Annotated in this window: 9 protein-coding genes and 1 pseudogene; 3 read left to right on the forward strand and 7 right to left on the reverse strand. The window is 70.7% G+C overall.

The features are described from left to right. Window positions 1-135 precede the first annotated feature (135 nt). The gene (locus IPJ59_RS18155; protein ID WP_293272658.1) at window positions 136-1,986 is read left to right on the forward strand and encodes a cytochrome c3 family protein; all 1,851 of its coding nucleotides are present in this window, start codon (window positions 136-138) and stop codon (window positions 1,984-1,986) included. Window positions 1,987-1,989: 3 nt separating this feature from the next. Continuing rightward, window positions 1,990-2,427 carry a hypothetical protein gene (locus IPJ59_RS18160; protein ID WP_293272659.1) on the forward strand — a complete coding sequence of 146 codons (438 nt, stop codon included), beginning with the start codon at window positions 1,990-1,992 and terminating at the stop codon, window positions 2,425-2,427. Between the two features lie 27 nt (window positions 2,428-2,454). Here the strand turns inward: IPJ59_RS18160 and IPJ59_RS18165 are convergent, their stop codons facing one another. The 4 genes from IPJ59_RS18165 to IPJ59_RS18180 all read right to left on the reverse strand — a co-directional run bounded on the left by IPJ59_RS18165 (window position 2,455) and on the right by IPJ59_RS18180 (window position 9,453). Further along, entirely contained in the window at window positions 2,455-3,084 is a 630-nt protein-coding gene (locus IPJ59_RS18165) for a hypothetical protein (protein WP_293256789.1), read from the reverse strand. 223 nt (window positions 3,085-3,307) lie between these two features. Then, the gene (locus IPJ59_RS18170; RefSeq protein ID WP_293272660.1) at window positions 3,308-4,063 is read right to left on the reverse strand and encodes a GON domain-containing protein; all 756 of its coding nucleotides are present in this window, start codon (window positions 4,061-4,063) and stop codon (window positions 3,308-3,310) included. A gap of 210 nt (window positions 4,064-4,273) precedes the next feature. Further along, window positions 4,274-7,390: a DUF4215 domain-containing protein gene (locus IPJ59_RS18175; protein ID WP_293272661.1), complete on the reverse strand. Its 3,117-nt coding sequence runs from the start codon at window positions 7,388-7,390 to the stop codon at window positions 4,274-4,276. 218 nt (window positions 7,391-7,608) lie between these two features. Then, window positions 7,609-9,453, reverse strand: coding sequence for an FG-GAP repeat protein (locus IPJ59_RS18180; protein ID WP_293272662.1), 1,845 nt, complete (start codon window positions 9,451-9,453; stop codon window positions 7,609-7,611). 135 nt (window positions 9,454-9,588) lie between these two features. On the opposite strand from IPJ59_RS18180, the gene IPJ59_RS18185 reads away from it, so the two are divergent. Next, window positions 9,589-10,392, forward strand: a complete 804-nt coding sequence (locus IPJ59_RS18185) for a GON domain-containing protein (protein ID WP_293272663.1) — start codon at window positions 9,589-9,591, stop codon at window positions 10,390-10,392. Window positions 10,393-10,581: 189 nt separating this feature from the next. Here IPJ59_RS18185 and IPJ59_RS18190 read toward each other — a convergent pair whose 3' ends face one another. The 3 genes and pseudogenes from IPJ59_RS18190 to IPJ59_RS18200 all read right to left on the reverse strand — a co-directional run. Beyond that, window positions 10,582-12,576, reverse strand: a complete 1,995-nt coding sequence (locus IPJ59_RS18190) for a DUF4215 domain-containing protein (protein WP_293272672.1) — start codon at window positions 12,574-12,576, stop codon at window positions 10,582-10,584. Window positions 12,577-12,721: 145 nt separating this feature from the next. Continuing rightward, on the reverse strand, window positions 12,722-15,493 hold the full coding sequence (locus tag IPJ59_RS18195) for a DUF4215 domain-containing protein (RefSeq protein ID WP_293272664.1): 2,772 nt from the start codon (window positions 15,491-15,493) through the stop codon (window positions 12,722-12,724). 142 nt (window positions 15,494-15,635) lie between these two features. Then, window positions 15,636-16,293, reverse strand: a pseudogene (locus IPJ59_RS18200) (FG-GAP repeat protein); the annotation flags it as partial.

Genomic DNA, 16,293 nt, shown 5'->3' on the forward strand with positions numbered 1-16,293 from the left:
GGGGGTGACGCGGGGTGGCGGCGCGTCACGGGGGCCTGAACGCCGGGGGGCGCGGGTCGCTGACACCTCGATCGTGATCTCCGGGCGGGTGGCTTCGCGCGCGGGACGGTGGCGGGGGGCTGTACACTGGCGCGGGTGGCCGGGGTCACGAAGCTCGGATTGTCGCTGCTGGCCGCGGGCGGGCTGGTGCTGGCCGGGCTGTCGGTGGGGGCGCGGCTGCAGCGGGGCGGGGAGGCGCGCTCGCGGGCGGAGCTGCTGCGGGCGACGCCGCTGCAGGGGCGGGCGGAGTATGTCGGTTCGGGGGCGTGCGTGGCGTGTCACCCGGGGGAGCACGCGAGCTGGTCGGCGACCTATCATCGCACGATGACGCAGCGGGCCGCGCCGGCGACGGTGCAGGGGGCCTTTGATGGTAGGCGGCTGAATGGCGTGGACGGCGAATATCGGGTGGAGCGGCGGGGGGACGAGTACTGGGTGCGGATGGTCGACCCGGCGGACAAGCGGGCGCGGGCCGAGGCCGGGGCGCCGCTGACGGTCGCGCCGATGGTCGAGCGGCGGGTCGTGATGATCACCGGGTCGCATCATATGCAGGTGTACTGGGTCGCGGCGACGGTCGGGCGCACATTGCATGCATTCCCGTTCGCGTGGTTGATCGCCGAGGGGCGCTGGGTGCCGGTGGAGAGCACGCTGCTGCGGCCGCCGGAGGGTGATGTCGTGTATACCTGGAATGAGGTGTGCATCGCGTGTCACGCGGTGGCGGGTCGGCCGGGGGTCGCGGAGGACCTGCGGGACACGCGGGTCGCCGAGCTGGGGATCGCCTGCGAGGCCTGCCACGGGCCGGGGGAGGCCCACGCGGCGCGGCACCGCGATCCGCTGCGGCGCTATCTGCAGCACTGGAGCGGGGCGGCAGATCCGTCGATCGTGCAGCCGGCGCGCCTGCCCGCGCCGGCGAGCGCGGAGCTGTGCGGGCGCTGTCACAGCGTCGGGTTATTTCATGACGAGGCGGCGTGGCGCCGCGACGGCGACTCGCACCGGGCGGGCGACGATCTATCGGCGACGCAGCGGCTGGTGCGGCATCCGCTGCGGGCGTCGCGGGAGGAGGGCCCGGCGATCGATGCATTGCTCGAGCAGGACCCGGACTTTTTGGCCGGGCGCATGTGGAGCGACGGGATGGTGCGGGTGACCGGGCGCGAGTACAGCGGGCTGCGCGAGTCGGCGTGCTTCGCGGGCGGGGAGCTGTCGTGTCTGTCGTGCCACCGCATGCACGGGGCGCCGCCGGACGACCAGCTGGCGGCGGGGATGGACGGGGACGCGGCCTGCGTCGGCTGTCACGCGGGCGAGGCCTCGGCGGAGCACAGCCATCATTCGCCGGGCGCGGCGGGGTGTATGGATTGTCATATGCCGCACACCACGTATGGGTTATTGGGGGCGATGCGCAGTCACCTGATCGATCGGCCCGACCTGGCGCTGACGCTGACGACGGGGCGGCCGGACGCGTGCAGCCTGTGTCACATCGATCGCCCGCTGGCGTGGACGGCCGAGGCGCTCGCGCGCTGGTACGGGCACGAGCGGCCGGAGCTGTCGGCGTTGCAGACGGAGGTCTCGGCGGTGGCGCTGTGGGCCCTGCGCGGCGACGCGGGGCAGCGGGCGCTGGCGGCGTGGCACCTCGGCTGGGGGCCGGCGCGGGCGGTGGGCGGCGGGGACTGGCAGGTGGCGATCCTCGCGGCCCTGCTGATGGACCCGTATGCGGCGGTGCGGCATGTCGCCGCGCGGGCGCTGCGGCGGCTGCCGGTGAGCGCGGGGGTGGAGATCGATCCGGACGGGTCGGTGGAGGCCCGGGCGGCGGTCCGGGATGTGTTGATCGGGCTGCAGCCGCGAGGCGCGGCCGACCCTGCGCGGCTGCGTGGGGCCGACGGGGGTCCGGACGCGGCGGCGATCCGCAGGTTGAACACGGAGCGCGACGAGCGGCCGGTCGATCTGCGAGAGTGAGGCGTGCAGCGGGTCCGCCTTCATCTTCGCCTCGGCTGGTGGTGGCTCGCGCTGTTCGTCGCGGTCGGGGTCGGGCTCGAGGCGCTGCACGGGATGAAGGTCGGGGCGTACCTCGATCTGTCGCAGGCGCCGCGCAGGCACATGTGGACGCTGGCGCACGCGCACGGGACGCTGGTCGGGCTGGTGCACCTCGGCTTCGCGGCGACGCTGCACGCGTGGCCGGGGCTCGCGGAGGCGAGCGGGGTGCGGCTGGCGTCGCGCTGTCTGATCGCGGCGGGGGTGCTGCTGCCACTGGGCTTCTTGCTCGGTGGGGTGTGGATCCTCGGCGGGGACCCGGGGCTCGGGGTGCTGCTGGTGCCGCCGGGCGGGCTGCTGCTACTGGCGGCGGCGCTGCTGATGGCGCGGGCGGTGGCCCGGGGCGTGGAGCGCGGCGATCCGTAGCGTGGCGTCCCAGGTCGGCGCGGGCTTTTAGGGTAGCGCCAGGGCGTCGACTTGCGCGAAGCCCTGATTGCCCGATCCGCCGTTCGTCGACCAGGTCGAGGGGCTCGAATCGACGATGGTGTAGGTGCCCGGCTTGATGTCGACGTTCGGGTAGCAGACCCACAGTCCGTTGATAATGCCCCCACCATAGAGCCCCATCGCCTGCCAGGGGCCGTACAGCGTGTTGTCCGAGTGGCGCAGAGAGATCGTCCCCACAGGCGTATTGCCGATGAGGTAGTGATACGTGTCAATATAGGTGATGTGGCGCGTCTCGGTCACGACGAAGGTGGTGTCCGCGGTGGGGTCACTACCGACCGAGTCGGGGTTATAGTTCGTGAATATTGTGGCCACCGTCGGCGCGCTGGCTGATACGGTGATGGTGGCGGCCACGCTCGCGGTCGGGTCTTCATCGCTGGTGGCGATCAGGTGATAGGTGCCGGGCGTCGCCGGCGCGTCGTATCTCACCGTGCGGGGGGAGCCTTGCTCGACGAACACGCCGCTGTTCGCCGGCGGGTCCAGGCTCCACGTGACATAGCTGTCCGACGCGTTCTCGACGGTCGCCGAGAACCCGCGCCATCCGCCCGGTGGCAGGGTGACGGCGGTCTCGGTGATCTTCACTGTCACAGGCGTATCCGTCGACGCGGTGGTGCTCGCGCCGGTGCTGGTGGGGGCGGACGCGTCGGTCGCGTCGAGCGTGTCGCCGGTGGACGTGTCCGGGCCGGTCGTCGACAGCTGGCCCAGGTCGACGGTGGTCGTGCAGCCCGTGAGCGCGGCGAGGCCGAGTAGGAGGGCGGGCCAGGGGCGGGGGGTTCGGGCTTGTACTCGGGTCATTGGTCGAGCTCTACAGGGTGTAGGCGAGCTGGAGGAGGGAGCCGCCCCAGGCGTTGCATGGGCACCCCGGGTCGACCGCGGTCGGCACGATGTACCCGGAAGCGCCGGCCACCTGGAGGTCGACCACCTGATCGTCCGAGGAGGGCGCCGCGGAGCCGTCGGCGTTGAAACCGAAGATGGACCACTGCGTGGTGGAGGACACGGTGAAGGGGGTCCCGCGCAGGTCGATGTTGCCGAGGCCGAGGTGCTCCGGGAGGTGTCCGGTGGAGTCCATGGCCACCGCGTAGGCGAGCGAGGCGACGACGATCGTGCCCGCCATCGCCTGCCCGGTCGAGCGGGCGAAGGTCTGATCGCCGATCTCGACCAGGAAGCTGTGCGGATCGACGCGGACCCGCGAGTACATCGTCCTCACCGTCGTGTCTCCCGACACGTACTGCGAGAAGTTGATGCCGTCGCCGGACATGGGCAGGATCAGGTACTCGGCGGGCTCCTTGTCCATTTGGTTGCACCAGGCCTGCCAGGGTCGCGCGGGGTCGCCGTCGGCGTAGAGCGTATATTCCCCGTCCGCGGCGCCCGGCGAGGCGACCAGGACCTCGGCGCAGCTTCGCGGGCTGGGTATTGGGCCCTCGGTTCCGGTCGGGGCGGTCGAGCCCTCGCCCGTCGACGCCCCGGTCGTGCTCTCCGTCTCGCTGCCAGTGACCGTCGCCGTCAGGTCCACGGGGAGATTGGCCGTACACGCGGTGAGCAAGGAGAGCCCGAGGGCCACGGGTCGGGCGGTCCCGGGGCGGGGTCGTGGTGTCGATCGGTGCGTCACGCTTGCTCGTGGGCCTCGAGGATCAGGGTCACGGCAGAGCGGCTCGTCGTCAAGCCGACGGTCGTGGTCAGTTCAGGTCCAGGCGAGCGGCGCCGCGCCCTACCCGGCGGTGAGGCTCGCGGACGATTCGCGGCCCCGCCCGCGGCCGGGCGAAGGCGGAGATCAGTACATGTATACGGCGCCCGCGTTGTTGGCGGCGTTGTTGGCCTGGTCGCCGCTGACGCCGGTGGCGGCGCTGTCCTCGAGGAATCCGGCGCCGACGAGGAGGCCGCCGTCGGTCGACAACGCGATGCCGCGCCCGAATCCATCGATCGACGCGGTGTTGGAGGCCTTGACGAAGGCCCGCTGCGACCAGGCCGTGTTCGCCCGCACGTACACATATATCGCCCCCGCACTCTCGGCGCCGTTGCCCTGGTTGCCGCCGACGCCGACGGCGGGGCTGTCGTCGCTGGCGTTGACGGCGAGGGTGTCACCGTCGCCCGACAGCGCGAGGGTGTACGCGAAGTAGTCGGCTGCGCCGGTGTTGGAGGCCTTGACATAGGCCTGTTGCGACCAGGCGTTGTTGACCCGCGCGAACACGTAGGCGGCCCCCGAGTCCGCGGCGGCGTTGTTGGCCTGGTCGCCGTTGATGCCGGTCGCGGCGCTGTCCTCGAAGTTCGCGCCGACGGCGAGGGTGTTCCCGTCTGTCGACAATGCGATGCTCCACCCGAAATGGTCGCTCTTCTGGGTGTTGGAGGCCTTGACATAGGCCTGTTGTGACCAGGCATTGTTCACCCGGACGAACACGTACGCAGCCCCGGCGCCGCCCGCGGTGTTGTCGGCCTGGTTGCCGTTGATGCCGGTGGCGGCGCTGCTCTCACTCCGCGCGGCGACGGCCAGGGTGTCGCCGTTGCCCGACAATGCCACGAGGTTGCCGAAGAAGTCGTTGGCCCCGGTGTTGGAGGCCTTGATGTAGGCCTGCTGCGACCAGCTGTTGTTGGTCCGCACGAACACGTAGGTGGCGCCGGAGCCGGTGACGGCGTTGCTGGCCTGGTCGCCGCCGACGCCGGTGGCGGCGCTGTCCTCCCCCTGCGCGCCGACGGCGAGGGTGTCGCCGTCGCCCGACAGCGCGACACCGATCCCGAAGAAGTCGTGCGCCTCGGCGTTGGAGGCCTTGACGTAGGCCTGCTGCGACCAGGCGTTGTTCGCCCGCGCGAACACATACACGGCCCCGGCGGTGGGGGCGGTGTTGCTGTCCTGGTCGCCGTTGATCCCGGTGGCGGCGCTGTCCTCCTGGAAGGCGGCGACGGCCAGGGTGTCGCCGTTGGCTGACAGCGCCAGCCTGGACCCGAACCCATCGCCGGACCCGGTGTTGGAGGCCTTGACGTAGGCCTGCTGCGACCAGGCCTTGCCCGTCCGCACGAACACGTAGACGGCCCCGGCGTCGACGGCGGCGTTGTTGGCCTGGTCGCCGTTGATGCCGGTGGCGGCGCTGTCCTCCCCCTGCGCGCCCACAGCGAGGGTGTTGCCGTCGGCCGACAGCGCGATCAGCTCCCCGAACACGTCGTCAGACTGGGTGTTGGAGGCCTTGAAGTATCCGACCGCGGTCGCCATCGAGTTGACCACGTCGACGGGCGCCGAGGAGGTGCAGCCGTTGCCGTCGCAGGTCCTCAGGATGTAGCGCGCGCCGAAGCGGAGGTGCAGCGGCATCGTGTGCGAGACCGAGGTCCCGACGATGTTCCCCCCGAGCTGCGTGTACGGGTCATTCACGGTCGGGCGCTCGAGCAATTGATAGTGCGTCGCCCCGTTTGCCGGCGCCCAGCTGAAGTCGAACTGCTTGATCTGCGAGAAGTTCAGCTGCAGCGTCGCTGCCTGCAACCCCTCGCACTCGGCGCTGCAGCCGTCGCCGTCCACGAGGTTGCCGTCGTCGCAGAGCTCGCCCGGGCCGAGCTTGCCGTCGCCGCAGACGTTGAGCAGGCACCCCGCGGTGCAGGCCTTGTCGTCGCCGTTCTGCATCCCGTCGTCGCACTCCTCGACGTCGGTGAGGAGGTAGCCGTCGCCGCAGACGGCGCTCAAGCACAGGTGTGTACAGGGGGCGTTGTCGTTGTTGTCCACGCCGTTGTCGCAGGCCTCGCCGTTGGACGGCTGGATGAAGCCGTCGCCGCAGGTCGCGGCCGTGCAGGCGGCGGTGCACGCGTCGGTGTTGACGTCGTTGCCGTCGTCGCAGGCCTCGCCGACCCCGGGGAGGCCGTCGCCGCAGTCCGGCAGGCTGCACTGGGACGTGCATCCGTCGCCGTCGAGGACGTTGCCGTCGTCGCAGCCCTCGCCAGGGCCCTGCTTGCCGTCGCCGCAGACGTTGATCACGCATTCGGCGGTGCAGGCCTGATCGTCGCCGTTCTGGGCCCCGTTGTCGCACGCCTCGGCGTTGGACGGCTGGACGAAGCCGTCGCCGCAGGTCGCGGGCGTGCAGGTATCGGTGCACGCGTCGGTGTTATCGTCGTTGCCGTCGTCGCAGGCCTCGCCGACCGCGAGGAGGCCGTCGCCGCAGTCCGGCAGGCTGCACTGGGACGTGCATCCGTCGCCGTCGAGGACGTTGCCGTCGTCGCAGCCCTCACCAGGGCCCTGCTTGCCGTCGCCGCAGACGTTGATCACGCATGCGGCGGTGCAGGCCTGATCGTCGCCGTTCTGGGCCCCGTTGTCGCACGCCTCGGCGTTGGACGGCTGGACGAAATTGTCGCCGCAGACCGCGGCGGTGCACGCGTCGGTGCACGCGTCCGTGTTGTCGGCGTTGCGGTCGTCACAGGCCTCGCCGGGGTCGAGCGCGCCGTCGCCACAGTCGGGCGAGCTGCACTGCGCGCTGCAGCCGTCGCCATCCACGAGGTTCCCGTCGTCACAGCCCTCGCCAGGGCCCTGCTTGCCGTCACCGCAGACGTTGATCTCGCATCCGGCGGTGCAGGCCTGATCGTCGCCGTTCTGGGCCCCGTTGTCGCACTCCTCGCCGACGTCCTGGACGTCATCGCCGCAGACCGGGTCGGGCGTGCCTGTGGTGTTGTCGCCGGTCGAAGCGGTCGTCGTCGGATCCATGGTCGGATTCGTCGTCGGGTCCGTGGTCGGATTCGTCGTCGGGTCCGTGGTCGACCCGGTCGACGTGCTGGTCGGTTCAGCGGTCGAGGCGCCGGTCGTGCTCGCGGTCGTTCCAGGTCCGGTGTCCGTGTCCGTCTCGGGATCGGCGATGATGTCGCCCTGACAGGCGAGCAGTGTGGTGAGCGCGAGCGGGAAGAGGAGGCGAGACTGGGGCATGGCAATTATCTCCTGAGTGGGACACGAGTTCGGAGCGCCTTAACATCGCCGGCGCACGCGAATGAGGCTGTGAATCGACGCAGAGCGTGCTCAGTGCGAGCCCGCAGGGATGAGGTAGCTCGTGTGCTTTGTTCCTCGGCCCGGACCGATCCATCACTCGATCTCAGAGCAACTCCCCGTCTCGGGTCCAGGCGGGCGGCTCCGCGGCTCCGTGGGAGTCAGTAGAGATAGACCGCGCCGGCTCCGGGCGCGGAGAGGTCGGTCTGGTCGCCGCCGACGCCGGCCGAATGGCTGCTCTCGAGGAAGGCGCCGACGGCCATGGTGCTGGCGTCGGCGCTCAGGGCGATGGTGCCGAAGCGATTGTCGGCGTGGGTGTTCGGCGCCTTGACGTAGGCCTGTTGGGACCACGCCGCGCCCGCGCGGCGGAAGACATAGACGGCGCCGGCGTCAGGCGCCAGGTCGTCGGCCTGGTCGCCGCCGACGCCGGTGGCGCGGCTGTCCTCGAGCAGGCCGGCGACCGCCATGACGTTGCCGTCGGCGCTCAGCTGGGCGTCGGCGCCAAAGAGATCACCCGGGCGGAGGTTCGAACTCTTCACATAGGCTTCCTGCGCCCAGGTGTCCGCGGTCCGGCGAAACACATAGATCGCGCCAGCGTCGATCGCCGCGTCGTTGGCCTGGTCGCCGTCGATGCCGGTGGCGTTGCTGTCCTCGTTCGGGGCGCCGACGGCCATGGTCTTGCCGTCGTCGCTGAGGGCGATGCTGTCGCCGAACCAGTCGCCCGGCGAGGTGTTCGAGGCCTTGACATAGGCCTGATGCGACCAGGTCTCGCCGGCCCGGGTGTACACATAGACGGCGCCGGCGCCGGGCGCCGCGCTGTTGCCCTGGTCGCCGTCGACGCCCGTGGCGTTGCTGGCCTCGAACCAGGAGCCGACGGCGAGCGTGTCGCCGCTGGCGTCCAGCGCGATCTCGACGCCGAAGTAGGCGTGAGCGACCGTGTTGGAGGCCTTGATGTAGGCCTGCTGCGACCAGGTCGAGCCGCTGCGCGTGAACACATACGCGGCGCCGGATTCGCTGGCGGACTCGTCGTTCTGGTCGCCGCCGACCCCGGCGGCGCTGCTGCCCTCGCCGAAGGCGCCGACGGCGAGGGTGTTGCCGTCGCCGCTGAGCGCGAGGGCGATGCCGAACTGGTCGCTCTCGTCGGCGTTCGAGGCCTTGACGTAGGCCTGCTGCGACCAGCTCTCGCCGGTGCGCTGAAAGACGTAGACCGCGCCCGGGTTGTACGCGTGATTGCCCTGGTCGCCGTCGATGCCGACGGCGAGGCTGTCCTCCAAGGAGGCGCCGACGGCGAGGGTGTCGCCGTCGTGGCTCAGCGCGACGCTGGCCCCGAACTGGTCCTCCGGGTCGGTGTTCGAGGCCTTGATATAGGCCTGCTGCGACCAGGTCGCGCCCGCCCGGGTGTATACATAGACGGCGCCGGCGCCGGGCAGGGAGTTGCTGGCCTGGTCGCCGCCGACGCCCGTGGCGCTGCTGCTCTCCGCGATCGCGGCGACGGCGAGGGTGTCACCGTCGCCGCTGATCGCGAGGATCGCGCCGAAGGTGTCGCCGGCGTCGGGGTTCGAGGCCTTGACGTAGCCGATCGCCTCGGCGAGCGAGCCGGAGACCTGGACCGGCTCGGACTCCGTGCAGGCCATGCCGTTGCACGCCCGCAGGACGTAGCTCGCGTTCAGTCGGGTGTGCAGCGGCACGGTGACCGCGACCTGCGTCGCGTCGGCGGCGAGGTCCTCCCCGACCTGCACATAGGGTTCGCCGGGGCCCGGGCTCTCCATCAGCTGATAGTGGCCGGCGACGATCGGCGTCCACGAGAAGGAGAATTGCTTGATCGGCGAGAGGTCCCACTCGAGGACGGGCTGACCGTCCGGGGGCGCCTCGCCGGTCGTCGGGGTGGTGCCCTGCGATCCGCTGGCCTCGGTGGCGGTGATGGACAGCTCGCCCACGTCGACGTCCGCGGGACAAGCGGCGAGCACGAGCAGACCGAGGAGGGTAGGGCAGGGGACAAGTCGCATGTCGTCGTTAGTACCGCGGCCCGCGGCGATCCATCACGCGATGATCGAGCGGCGACCGTGGTCGTGATCGCGCGGGGTCCGGGGCAGCGAGAAGGCGTGCTCGATCGGCCGCCGTCGCGATACGATCGCGGGACCATGCGCCGCGCGAGCTGGAGCGTCCCCCTACTCGCTGGCTTCGCCGCATGCACGGCCTATGTCGACGTGAACCCGAGCGGCGACACGGGCGGCGCGAGCAGCACGGGCGGTGAGACCGGCGGCGCGGAGGGCCCGACCGGAGGGTCGAGCGCGCCGACCTCCATGGCGACCGGCGAGACCGGCGATTCGACCTTGCCCGAGAGCTGCGCCGAGGTCCGCGTCGGGACGCCCGGCGCGATGGACGGGGAGTACACCGTCCACGCCGGGGGCGACGTTGCGCGGCCCTGGCAGGTGTGGTGCGTCGATATGGACGGCGCGCCCGCGGACTATCTGACCTTGCCGATGGTCGGCCCGGACCGGAACTTCTCGGAGTACGTCCCGGGGAACGGGCAGGGCACGGCCGTGCGGACGATGTATTCCCGGGTTCGCATCGACCCCTATGGATTGCGCGTCGATGTCAGCGATCAGACCTTCTCGAGCTCGAGCGGGCAGCTGATGCATGGCGACATCGTGGTCACGTCGATGCCCTACGCCGCGGCGATGGACTGCGTCGATGCGGGCTCGACGACCGGGCGCGGCAACCTCGACCTGCGGGGTACGCCGTTCACGGTGCCACCCGCGCAATTCAAGGTCCACGGTCACCTGGCCGCCGGATCGGCGACGCCGGGTGCGAACGAACAGGTGATCGATCTGCTCGGCGGGGGTCTCTGCGGGTACATCGTGCCGGACCCTCCGTTTGACACCGATTCGCCGATCAACGCCTGGGGCGGCTTCTACCTGCAGCTCGAATACATGCCACTTTAGTACAGGTATACCGCCCCGGCGTTCGACGCGGTGTTGTCCGACTGTTTGCCGCCGATGCCGGTGGCGGCGCTGTCCTCGGACCACGCGCCGACGGCGAGGGTCTGACCGTCGCCCGACAGGGCGGCCCACCGGAAGCGGTCGCTCGGCCCGGTGTTGGAGGCCTTGATGTAGGCCCGCTGTGACCAGACGTCATTGGCCCGCTCGAACAGGTAGACGGCCCCGGATGAGTCGGCGGCCGCGTTGTTGACCTCCTGGCCGCCGACGCCGGGGGCGCCGCCGTCTTCGCTCTGGGCGTCGACGGCGAGCAGGTGTGCCGTCCGCGGACAGGGCGAGGTTATCGCCGAGCTGATCGCCGGCCTCGGTGTTCGAGGCCTTGAGGTAGGCCTGCTCGTTCCAGACGTCGCCATCCCGCACGAACACGTACGCGGCCCCGGCGCTCCCGGCGGTATTGTCGGCCTGGTCGCCGTCGACGCCGGTGGCGGCGCTGTCCTCGAGGAACGCGCCGGCGACGAGGGTGTCGCCGTTCTTCGACAGGGCGACGTCGATCGCAAAGAAGTCGCTGGCCCCGGTGTTGGAGGGCTTGATGTAGGCCTGCTGCGACCACACGTCGTTGGCGCGCACGAACACGTAGAGGGCGCCCGCGTTGGCCGCGGCGTTGTTGGCCTGGTCGCCGTCGATGCCGATGGCGGCGCTGTCCTCGAGGCGGGCGCCGACGGCGAGGGTGGTGCCGTCGCCGGAGAGCGCGAGCGCGTAGCCGAAGATATCGCCGGCCCCGGTGTTGGAGGGCTTGATGTAGGCCTGCTGCGACCAGATGCCGTTGGCGCGCACGAACACGTAGGCAGCGCCGGAGTCGACGGCGGCGTTGCTGGCCTGGTCGCCGCCGATGCCGGTGGCGGCGCTGTCCTCCACGTAAGCGCCGACCGCCAGGGTGTTGCCGTCGTGCGAGAGGCCGACGCTGCCGCCGAAGAAGTCGGTCTTCTCGGTGTTGGATGCCTTGAGATAGGCCTGCTGCGACCATACGTCGTTCGCCCGCACGAACACATAGACGGCGCCGGAGTCGCTGGCGGCGTTGCTGGCCTGGTCGCCGTTGATGCCGGTGGCGGCGCTGTCTTCGTTGGCCGCGCTGACGGCGAGGGTGTTGCCGTCGGCCGACAGCGCGACCTTCTCCCCGAACAGGTCGCCGGTCCCGGCGTTGGAGGCCTTGATGTAGGCCTGCTGCGACCACCCGTCATTCGTGCGCACGAAGATGTACACTGCCCCGACCACGGCGCCCGTGTTGTCGGTCTGATCGCCGTTGATGCCGGTGGCGAGGCTGGCCTCACGCTGGGCGCTGACGGCCAGGGTCTTGCCGTCGCTCGACAGCGCGACCCGGACCCCGAAGTAGTCCTCGGGCCCGGCGTTGGTGGCTTTGAGGTAGCCGACCGCGCTCGCCATCGTGCTGGCGACCTCGACCGGGGCGGAGTCCGTGCAGCCGCCGTCGTTGCACGCGCGCAGGACGTAGCGCGCGCCGAACCGCAGGTGCAGCGGCATCGTCAGCGACAGCGACGTGCCCACGACGTCGCCCCCGAGCTGTTGATACGGCGCACCGTCGGTGGCGCTCTCGAGCAGCTGATAGAAGGTCGCCCCGGTGGCGGCCGCCCAGCTGAAGTCGAAGTGTTTGATCTGCGAGAACTTGAGCTTGAGCGTCGTCGCCTCCGGGGCTGGCTCGCACGCCGCGCTGCAGCCGTCGTCGTCGAGGAGGTTGCCGTCGTCGCACGCCTCTTGCGGGCCCAGCTTGCCGTCGCCGCAGACGTTGATCGCGCACGCGGCGGTGCAGGCCTGATCGTCGCCGTTCTCGGCCCCGTCGTCGCACTCCTCGACGTCTTGCAGGACGTAGCCGTCGCCGCAGGTCGCGTTCTGGCACTCGGGGGTGCAGGCGGCGGCCTCGTTGTTGCCGGCCCCGTCGTCGCAGGCCTCGCCGTTGGCCGGCTGGGTGAAGCTGTCGCCGCAGGCGGCGGGGGTGCAGGCGGCGGTGCACTCGTCGGTGTCGTCGAGGTTGCCGTCGTCGCAGGCCTCGCCGACGCCGACGTGGCCGTCGCCGCAGCCTGGCAGGCTGCACTTGGCGCTGCACTCGTCGTCGTCCACGAGGTTGCCGTCGTCGCAGCCCTCGCCCGGACCCTGCTTGCCGTCGCCGCAGACGTTGATCGTGCACGCGGCGGTGCAGGCCTGATCATCGCCGTTCTGGGGCCCGTTGTCGCACGCCTCGCCCGGGTCCGTGTGGCCGTCGCCGCAGGCCGGGTCGGGAGCGCCGGTGGTGGCGCCGCCGGTGCTGTCATCGGCAGTGGTCGTTTCACCCGTGACGGTGGCGCTGGTGCTGCCGCCGGTGGTCGGATCGCCGGTCGAGCCGGTCGAGGTCGGCCCCTCCGAGGTCGGGTCCTGCGTCGCGGTGGCGGTGGTGCCGGTCGTGGTCGCGGTCTCGCCGTCGGAGTCCACGCCCGTCGACGAGGGATCGGCGATGGGGTCGCCCTGACAGGCGAGCAGCGTGGAGAGGGTGAGTGGGACGATGCGTCGAGGTCGGGACATGGTGGGTTTCCTTGGGAGAGATCGGTATGGATGTGACCGCTGATTGGCTAGTACAGGTATACGGCCCCCGCGCTCGCGGCCGCGTTGGAGCTCTGGTTGCCGCCGATGCCGGTGGCAGGGCTGTCCTCGGCGTACGCGCCGACGGCCAGCGTGGCGCCGTCGCTCGAGAGGCCGATGCCGGCCCCGAAGAAGTCGCCCACCTCGCCGTTGGTGGCCTTGACGTAGGCCCGCTGCGACCAGGCCAGGTTCGCCCGTGTGTACACATACACGGCCCCGGAGCTGAGGGCGCCCTCGTCGTCCTGGTCGCCGCCGACGCCGATCGCGGCGCTGTCCTCCTGGTTCCGCCGACGGCGAGGGTGACGCCGTCGGCTGACAATACGAGCGGCGCTCCAAAGATGTCGGCGGCGCCGGTGTTGGAGGCCTTGATGTAGGCCTCTTGCGACCATACTTGGTTCACCCGCCGGAACACGTATGCGGCCCCGGCGTCGACGCTGGCGTTGCTCGTCTGGTCGCTGTTCACGCCGGTGGCGCTGCTGTCCTCGAAGCGTGCGCCGACCGCCAGCGTGTCGCCGAAGGCCGACAGCGTGACGTCGCCGCCGAATTGATCGCCCGCGCCGGTGTTGGAGGCCTTGAGATAGGCCTGCTGCGACCAGACGTCGTTGGCCCGGAGGAACATGTACACGGCCCCGGCGCTGGCGGCGGCGTTGTCGGCCTGATCGCCGCCGACGCCGGCCGCCGCGCTGTCCTCGAGGGTCGCGCCGACCGCGAGCGTGTCGCCGCTCCAGGACAGCGCGAGGCGCCCGCCGAAGCTGTCGCCGGCCCCGGTGTTGGAGGCCTTGATATACTCCTGCTGCGACCACGCCTGGTTCACCCGCTTGAACACATAGACGGCCCCCGAATTGGCGGCGCTGTTGTTGGCCTGGTCGCCGCCGATGCCGATCGCGGCGCTATCCTCGGTGATCGCGCTGGCCGCGAGGGTGTCGCCGCTGCCCGACAGCGCCAGGCTGCTGCCGAATTGATCGCCAGCGCCGATGTTGGAACTCTTGATATAGGCCTGCTGCGACCAGGTCTTGCCCCCGCGCCGGAATACATACACGGCGCCGGCGTTGGCCGCGGTGTTGTTGGCCTGGTCGCCGTCGATGCCGGTGGCGGCGCTGTCCTCCGCGTAGGCGCCGACCGCGAGGGTATTGCCGTCTGCAGAGAGGGCGAGGCTGTATCCGAACAGATCGCCGGCCTCGCTGTTGGAGGCCTTGATGTAGGCCTGCTGCGACCAGACGTCGTTCACGCGCACGAACACGTAGACCGCCCCGGCGTTGGCGGCGCTGTTGTTGGCCTGGTCGCCGCCGATGCCGGTGGCGGCGCTGTCCTCCTGGTGCGCGCCGATCACGAGGGTGCTGCCGTCGTCCGACAGCTCGATGTCGATGGTGCCGAAGGCGTCGCCGGCCCCGGTGTTGGAGGCCTTGAAGTAGCCGACCGCGGTCGCCATCGAGTCGACGACCTCGACCGGCGCGGAGTCGCTGCAGCCCTCGCCGTTGCACGCACGCAGGATGTAGCGCGCGCCGAATCGCAGGTGTAGCGGCATGGTCAGGGAGAGCGCCTCCCCGGCGATGTCGCCCCCGACCTGATCGAAGGGTGCGTCCCCGGTCGGGCTCTCGAGCAATTGATAGTGGGTCGCCCCGGTCGCGGGCGCCCAGCTGAAGGCGAATTGCTTGATCGGCGAGAACTTCAGCTGCAGCGCCGTGGCCTCCGGGGGCGGGATGCAGTCGGCGCTGCAGCCGTCGCCGTCCTCGAGGTTGCCGTCGTCGCAAGCCTCGCCGGGGCCGAGCTTGCCGTCGCCGCAGAGGTTGATCGCGCAGGCGGCGGTGCAGGCCTGGTCGTCGGCGTTCTGGGCCCCGTCGTCGCAGGTCTCGCCGCTGACGGCCTGGATGAAGCCGTCGCCGCAGATCGCGGTCGTGCAGGCGCTGGTGCACGCGTCGGTGTTGTCGGCGTTGCCGTCGTCGCAGGCCTCGTTGACGCCGACGAGGCCGTCGCCGCAGTCTGGCAGGCTGCACTTCGAGCTGCAGTCGTCGCCGTCGCGGAGGTTGCCGTCGTCGCAGCCCTCGCCGGGGCCGGGCTTGCCGTCGCCGCAGACGTTGATCTTGCAGGCGGCGGTGCAGGCCTGGTCGTCGCCGTTTTGGGCCCCGTTGTCGCACTCCTCGCCGGCGTCCTGGGCGTCGTCGCCACAGACGGGGTCGGGGACGCCGGTGGTATCGCCGGTGGTGGTCGAGTCGCCGGCGGTGGTGGAATCGCCGGTCGTGGTCGAATCGCCGGTGGTGGGCGAGTCGCCGGTGGTTGGCGAATCGCCGGTGCTGGTAAGGTCGGTGGTATCGCCGGCCGGGCCTGTGGTCGGGTCGGTGGTCGAGGTGCCGGTCGTGCTGGCGGCCCCGCCGGTATCGGTGCCCGAACCCGGGTCCGTCGCCGAGGTATCGGCGAGGGGGTCGGCTTGACAGGCGAGGAGCGTGGACAGGGTGAGCGGGACGATGAGTCGAGGTCGGGACATGGGTAGCGTTCCTTCGGGGAGATCCTCCGCGCGGAGGTGACCGGCGTTTCCGGGCAATCCGATCGCGCGAGCGGCGGGAGCGTCGGTAGTGGATATCGTGCGACCTCGCACCGCAGCGTGAGGTCGTGGTATTCGCAATGGTCTAGTATAGGTATACGGCCCCGGCGCTCGCGGCCGCGTTCGAGAGCTGGTCGCCGCCGATCCCAGTCGACGGGCTGTCCTCGGCATATGCGCCGACGGCCAGCGTGTTGCCGTCGCCCGAGAGGCCAACGGCTGCGCCGAAGGAGTCGTCCGCCTCGCCGTTGGAGGCCTTGACGTAGGCCCGCTGCGACCAGGCCGTATTCACGCGTGTGTACACATAGACCGCGCCGCTGCTGAGCGCGTCCTCGTCGGCCTGGTCGCCGCCCATGCCGATCGCCGCGCTGTCCTCCTGGTACGACGCGACGGCGAGGGTGTCGCCGTCGGCCGAGAGGGCGAGCGGGCCACCGAAGGTGTCGCCGTTGCCGGTGTTGGAGGCCTTGATGTAAGCCTCTTGCGACCATACGTCGTTCGCGCGCCGGAACATGTAGGCGGCCCCGGAGTCGACGGAGGCGTTACTCGCCGGGTCGCCATCGATGCCGGTCGCGCTGCTGTCCTCAAAGCGTGCGCCGACGGCGAGGGTGTGGCCGTCCAGCGAGAGCGCGACGTCGTCGCCGAAACGATCGCCCGCGCCAGTGTTGGATGGCTTGACATAGGCCTGCTGTGACCAGACCTGGTTCGCCTGGACGAAGACGTACCTGTAGCCCCAGCCCCGGCGGCGC

This window comes from Nannocystis sp. (assembly GCF_016714285.1).
Classification (GTDB): Bacteria; Myxococcota_A; Polyangia; order Nannocystales; family Nannocystaceae; genus Nannocystis.